The organism is Acidimicrobiales bacterium, from assembly GCA_036273495.1.
Taxonomy (GTDB): Bacteria; Actinomycetota; Acidimicrobiia; order Acidimicrobiales; family JAJPHE01; genus DASSEU01.
In genome coordinates this window covers 1-5,969 of the sequence record DASUHN010000106.1, presented here as the reverse complement: position 1 = coordinate 5,969, position 5,969 = coordinate 1, and the positions used below count along the sequence as shown (strand labels likewise).

The window sequence follows — 5,969 nt, the reverse complement described above, 5'->3', positions numbered from 1 at the left end:
AATCCCCCTCGACCCCGGCGAGGGGACCGCCGCCGGCGCCCTGCCGCCGCCGGCGCGGGGCGCGCCCTACGTCCTGGCTCTGGGGACCGTCGAACCGAGGAAGGATCTCCCGACGCTCGTGCGGGCCTTCGATCTGATGGCCGGCGAAGTTCCCGGCCTCCGCCTGGTCGTGGCCGGCCCCGAGGGGTGGGGCGAGGAGGCATTCAGGCAGGCGGTGCAGCGGGCGGCCCATCGCGACCGCGTCGTCCGCCTGGGCTGGGTGGGGGGCCAGGAGCGGGCCGCCCTGCTCCGCCACGCCGCCGTCTACGTGTACCCCTCGCTCTACGAGGGGTTCGGGTTCCCGCCCCTCGAGGCCATGGTGGCCGGGGTGCCGGTCGTGACCACGACAGCCGGCGCCCTCCCCGAGGTGGTCGGGGACGGCGCGGAGATGGTCGAGCCCGGTGACGCCGAGGCGCTGGCCGGGGCCGTCGGGCTGCTCGTCACCGACGGCGCGGCCCGGGACAAGGCGGTGGCCCGGGGGCGGGCCCACGCCGCCGGCTTCGGGTGGGACCGGACCGCGGCGGGCCTGTCCGACCTGTACCGGCGGGCGGCCGCCGACAGGTGAGGGTGCTGGTCGTGGCCGAGCAGCTCCGCCGGAGCGTGCCCGGCGGGGTGGGCACCTACGCCCACGGCCTGCTGACCGGGCTGGCGGCGGCCGGCGCCACTGATGTGACCGTCCATGCCAGCAAACCGGCCGGCAAACCGGCCGGCAAAACGGCCGGCAGGTCCGGGAGCGGGCCGGACCCGCTCGAGACCTACGGCTTCCCGGTGCGGACCAGCCCGCTCCCGGCGCGCGGGCTGACCCGGGCCTGGGACGTCGGCCTGGTGCGGGCCCCGGCCGGCTTCGACGTGGCCCACTCCGTGTCGCAGGCGTTCCCCTCGCCCCGCCGGGCCGGGGCCGGGCCCCGGGTGACGGTGATGGTCCACGACCTGTCCTGGCGGTGGGTCCCGGAGGCGTTCCCCCCGCGGGGGCGGCGGTGGCACGAGGCCACCCTGGCCCGGGCGGTGGCCCGGGCGGCGGCGCTGGTGACCCCGTCCGACCGGACGGCGGCGGAGCTGCGCAAGGAGGGGGCCAACCGGGTCGAGGTGATCGAGGAGGGCTGCGACCACCTGCCCCCGCCCGACCAGGACGGCGCCGCCCGCCTGCTGGAGGCCCTCGGCGTCGACGGCCCCTTCCTCCTGTCGGTCGGGACCCAGGAGCCGCGCAAGAACCTGCCCCGGCTGATGGAGGCGTTTGGCCGGGCCCGGCCCCGCCTGCCCGCGCCGTGGCCCCTGGTCGTGGTCGGCCCTCCCGGGTGGGGCCCGGCCCTCCGCACCGCCCCCGGGGTGGTCCCGGCCGGACGGGTGGAGGCGGGGGTGCTGGCGGCCCTGTACGGGGCCAGCCGCTGTCTGGTGTACGTGCCGCTGGTGGAGGGCTTCGGGCTTCCCCCCGTCGAGGCCATGGCCCAGGGCACGCCGGTGGTGGCGAGCCCCATGCCCAGCACGGGTGGAGCGGCCCTCGAGGTCGATCCGTTGGACGCCGGCGCCATCGCCGAAGCGGTGGTGACGGCGGCCACCGACGAGGAGGCCCGGGCGGGCCTCACCGCCGCGGGCCGCAAGCGCGCCGCCGCGCTCACGTGGGAGGCCTGCGCCTGGCGGCACCTGGACCTGTGGCAGGGCCTGTGCTGAGCGTCTCGCTCGACGTCAGCGCCGTGCCCGGGCGCCCCGCCGGGGCGGGCCGCTACACCCTGGACCTGGCCCGGGAGCTCGGGGATCGCGACGACGTGGCCCTGACCCTCGTGGCGCGCACCGCCGATGCCCGGCGCTGGGGCGGGGTGGCGCCGCGGGCCACGGTGCTCGCCGTGGCGCCCGGTCCGAGGCCGGGGCGGCTGGTGTGGGAACAGGTGGCTTTGCCCGGAGTGCTGGCGCGCGGGGGAGCTCCGGACGTTCACCACGGCCCGCACTACACGATGCCGGAGCGGGCCCGGCTGCCGCGGGTGGTCACGGTGCACGACCTCACGTTCTTCGACCATCCCGAGTGGCACGAGCGGAGCAAGGTGTGGTTCTTCCGGCGCGCCATCCGGGTGGCGGCCCGGCGCGCCGACGCCGTGGTGTGCGTGAGCGCCGCCACCAGCCAGCGGCTGCAGGAGCTGTTGGCACCGCGCGCCGAGGTGGTGACCGTCCCCCACGGGGTGGACCACAGCCGCTTCCGCCCCGCCCGGCCCGACGAGGAAGAGGCCGATGCCGCCGTGCTGGCCGCCCACGGCGTCGCCGGGCGCTACGTCGCGTTCCTCGGAACGGTCGAGCCGCGCAAGGGACTCGACGTGCTGCTGCGCGCCTTCGACGCGGTGGCCGACGCCCACCCCGGCGTGGGCCTGGTGGCCGCCGGGGGACAGGGCTGGGGGGCGGGACCGGTCGACGACGAGCTGGGGCGCATGCGGCACCGGGACCGCGTGGTGCGCACCGGCTACCTGGCCGAGGAGGCGCTGCCCGCCTTCCTGCGGCGGGCCGACGTGGTGGCCTACCCGTCGCGCGCCGAGGGCTTCGGCCTGCCGGTGCTGGAGGCGCTGGCGTGCGGGGCGCGCGTCGTGACGACGTCGGGATCGGTGATGGACGAGGTCGCCGGCGGGGCCGCCACTCTGGTTCCCCCGGGGGACGCCGCCGCTCTGGCCACCGCCCTCGACGCCGAGCTCACCGACGCCGTGGCGGGGCGGGCGCCCCGCCGGGAGGCCGGGCTCGCGGTCGCGGCCGGTCACACCTGGGCGCGCTGCGCCGACGCCCACGTTGCCGTTTACCATCGCGTCGCCGGCGCCACGTAGCGTTCGACACTCATGCGCGCGGTGGTGACGGGCGGGAGCGGCTTCGTGGCGGGGTGGCTGCGCCGCCATCTCGAGGAGGCCGGGGACCACATCGTCGTGGCCGACGACTCGACCGACATCACCGACGGCGCCGCCATCCGGAGCCTGGTGCTCGACGCCGCGCCGGACGCCATCTACCACCTGGCCGCCTTCACCCACGTGGGCAAGTCGTGGGAGGAGCCCCGGGAGGTGTTCCGGGTCAACGCCGGCGGGACCCTGGAGCTCATCCAGGCCGCCCTGGAGTGTGATCCCGTTCCACGCGTGCTGCTGGTCGGCTCCGCCGAGGTGTACGGGACCGTGCAGCCGGACCAGCTGCCGGTCACCGAGGAGGCGCCCCTCCGCCCGGTCAGCCCCTACGCCGCCAGCAAGGTGGCGGCGGAGTTCCTCGGGCTGCAGGCGTTCCTCGGCCACGGGCTCCCGGTGATCCGGGTGCGGGCGTTCAACCACATCGGGCCGGGGCAGCACCCGAGCTTCGTGGTCCCGGCCTTCGCCCGGCGGATTGCGGAGGCGCAGGCGAAGGGGGATCGGGCTCTTCCCGTCGGGAACCTGACCCCGCGGCGGGACTTCACCGACGTGCGCGACGTGGTCCGGGCCTACCGGCTGCTGGTCGAGCGCGGGGTGGCGGGCGAGGCCTACAACGTCTGTACGGGCCGGGCCGTCTCGATCGAGGAGGTGGCCCGGCGCCTGCTGGACCTGGCCGGCGCCGACCTGGAGCTGGTCCCCGATCCCGAGCTGGAGCGGCCGGTGGACGTGCCCGTGCTGCTCGGGGATCCGGCCAAGCTGCGGACCGCCACCGGCTGGGAGCCCGAGATCGGGCTGGACCGCAGCCTGGGCGAGGTGCTCGACGAGGCGGTCGTGCTGGAGCGGCCTATCTAGCGGGAGGGCGCAGCGGCGGCGGCAGGAAGGGAGCCAGCGGGCCCAAGGCGGCGTGCAGCTGCTTCTCGACCTCGCGCCGGCGGACCTGGGCCCGCTGGAAGTTGAGCAGGGCCAGCCCGAGGGCGGTGTAGCCGGCTTCCTTGGCCAGCTTCCCCAAATCGGCCATAGGCCGACGCTAGCCTCGCCGGGCTCATGGATCCCCAGGCCCCGCCCGTCGTGGCCGTCGTCGTGACCGCCGACCCGGGGGAATGGTTCGAGGAGACCCTCGGCGGGCTGGCCGCCCAGGACTACCCCAACCTCTCGGTCCTGGTGGTCGACGCCGGCAGCGCCGAGGACCCGACCCCGCGGGTGGCGGCCATCCTGCCCGGGGCCTACGTCCGGCGCCTGCCTGCGCCGACGGGCTACGCCGCCGCCGCCAACGAGGCCCTCCGGGTCGTCGAGGGGGCGTCGTTCTACCTGATGTGCCACGACGACGTGGCCCTCGACCGCGACGCGGTGCGGCTGCTAGTCGAGGAGGCGTTCCGGTCCAATGCCGGGATCATCGGCCCCAAGCTGGTGACCTGGGAGGACCCCACCCGGCTGCTCCAGGTCGGGATGAGCGCCGACAAGGGGGGCCTGCCGGTGCCGCTGGCCCTGCCGGGCGAGATGGACCAGGAGCAGCACGACTCGGTCCGGGACGTGTTCGTGGCGCCGGACGCCGCCATGCTCGTGCGGGCCGACCTGTTCGCGGCCCTGGGGGGCTTCGACCCCGCCATGGTGCTGTTCCGGGAGGACGTCGACCTGTCGTGGCGGGCCCAGACCGCGGGCGCCCGGGTCATGGTGGCCCCGGCCGCCCGGGCCCGCCACCGGGCGGCGCTCTCGGCCGGCCTGCGCCCGATGCAGGACCTGCCCGGGCTGCCCCCGGTCCCGCGGCGGGGCGCCGGGCGGCCCGGGGCCCGGGAGCTGGCTCTGTGCCGGCGCCACGAGCTGCGCGCCGCTCTCAAGTGCTACGGGCGCTGGCACCTGGTCCGGGTGGGACCCCAGCTGGCGGCCCACTCCTTGACCGAGGCCGCCGTGGCCACGGTCGGGGGCCGCGGTCCCACGGCCCGGGCCGCGGTCGGGGCGTGGACGTGGAACCTGCGCCGCCTGGGGGAGCTGCGCCGCCTCCGGGCCGAGGTGGCGGCGCACCGGGTGCTCCCGGACGGGGAGGTGCGCCGCCTGCAGTCGTCCGGTGGCGCCCGCCTGACCGCTCTGGTGGAGGGGGCGTTCAGCCGGGCCTCCACCCGCGTGCCCCACCTCCCGCCGCCCGGGGGGATCGAGGTCGAAGAGGAGCTCCGGGAGGAGGGCCTGCTGGCCGGCGCCGGCGTCGAGGGCCGTCCCGCCCTGTCGTGGGCGCCGGTGCTGGTGTGGGGGGTGATCGTCGTGGCCCTCCTGTTCGGGGCCCGGAGCCTCCTGCACACCGGGCCCCCGGCCGTGGGCCAGATGTCCCCGTTCCCGTCGGCGGGGCGCCTGGTCTCCGCCTACACGTCCAGCACCCGCCCGGTGGGGCTGGGCCAGACCACCGCCCCGCCGTTGGGGCTGGCGCTGGCCGGGGTGCTGGGGGGGATCCTCGGCGGCTCGGCCGGCCTGGCCCGGACCCTGGCGGTCGTGGGCATGCTGCCGCTGGGGGCCCTGGGCGCCTACCGCCTGGCCCGGCCCCTCGGCTCCCGATGGGCCGGCCTGGCCGCGCCGGTCGCCTACCTGGCCCTCCCCCTGCCCTACGACGAGGTGGCCCACGGCCGCTGGGCCGCCCTGGTGGCCTACGGGGCGGCACCGTGGCTGGTGCGGCTGGTGGCGGCGGGCACGGGCCGGGAGCCGTTCGCGTCCCCGGGCCGGCCGGCCCGGCGCTGGGCGGCCACCGCCGTGATCCTGGCCCTGGCCGGCGCGGTCGGCCCCGGAGTGGTGGTGGCGGCCCTGGTGGCGGCGGCGGGGATGGTGCTGGCGTCGGCCGTGGCCGGGGCCTGGCGGTCCAGCCTCAAGGGGGCCGGCGTGGTCGCGGCCGGCGCGGTGGGGGCGTGGCTCCTGGCCTTCCCGTGGTCGGCGGGGCTGTTCACGCCGGGGGGGCAGGGGGCGGCGGTAATGGGGCTCCGGGAGGCGGTGGCCCGGGCGGCGGGGCCCGGGGCCCTGCTCGGCTTCCACGCCGTGCCCGGGGGCACCGACTGGGTGGGCTGGGTCCTGCTCCCGGCCATGGCGGTGCCG

6 protein-coding genes are annotated in these 5,969 nt (G+C 77.6%); 5 read left to right on the top strand and 1 reads right to left on the bottom strand.

Features of this window, described 5'->3' with window-relative positions:
• From VFW24_04355 to VFW24_04340, 4 genes are all read left to right on the top strand, one after another.
• The coding region (locus tag VFW24_04355) for a glycosyltransferase family 1 protein (protein HEX5265980.1) at positions 1-604 on the top strand (604 nt) is incomplete at its 5' end.
• Positions 605-615: 11 nt separating this feature from the next.
• Positions 616-1,707: a glycosyltransferase family 1 protein gene (locus tag VFW24_04350; GenBank protein ID HEX5265979.1), complete on the top strand. Its 1,092-nt coding sequence runs from the start codon at positions 616-618 to the stop codon at positions 1,705-1,707.
• Positions 1,701-2,837, top strand: a complete 1,137-nt coding sequence (locus VFW24_04345) for a glycosyltransferase family 1 protein (GenBank protein ID HEX5265978.1) — start codon at positions 1,701-1,703, stop codon at positions 2,835-2,837. The genes VFW24_04350 and VFW24_04345 overlap by 7 nt, the downstream gene beginning before the upstream one ends.
• A gap of 12 nt (positions 2,838-2,849) precedes the next feature.
• Positions 2,850-3,752: a GDP-mannose 4,6-dehydratase gene (locus VFW24_04340; GenBank protein HEX5265977.1), complete on the top strand. Its 903-nt coding sequence runs from the start codon at positions 2,850-2,852 to the stop codon at positions 3,750-3,752.
• Here VFW24_04340 and VFW24_04335 read toward each other — a convergent pair.
• Positions 3,745-3,918, bottom strand: coding sequence for a hypothetical protein (locus tag VFW24_04335; protein HEX5265976.1), 174 nt, complete (start codon positions 3,916-3,918; stop codon positions 3,745-3,747). The genes VFW24_04340 and VFW24_04335 overlap by 8 nt on opposite strands.
• A 26-nt stretch (positions 3,919-3,944) precedes the next feature.
• On the opposite strand from VFW24_04335, the gene VFW24_04330 reads away from it, so the two are divergent.
• A partial coding sequence (locus VFW24_04330) for a glycosyltransferase (protein ID HEX5265975.1) occupies positions 3,945-5,969 on the top strand: 2,025 nt, incomplete at its 3' end.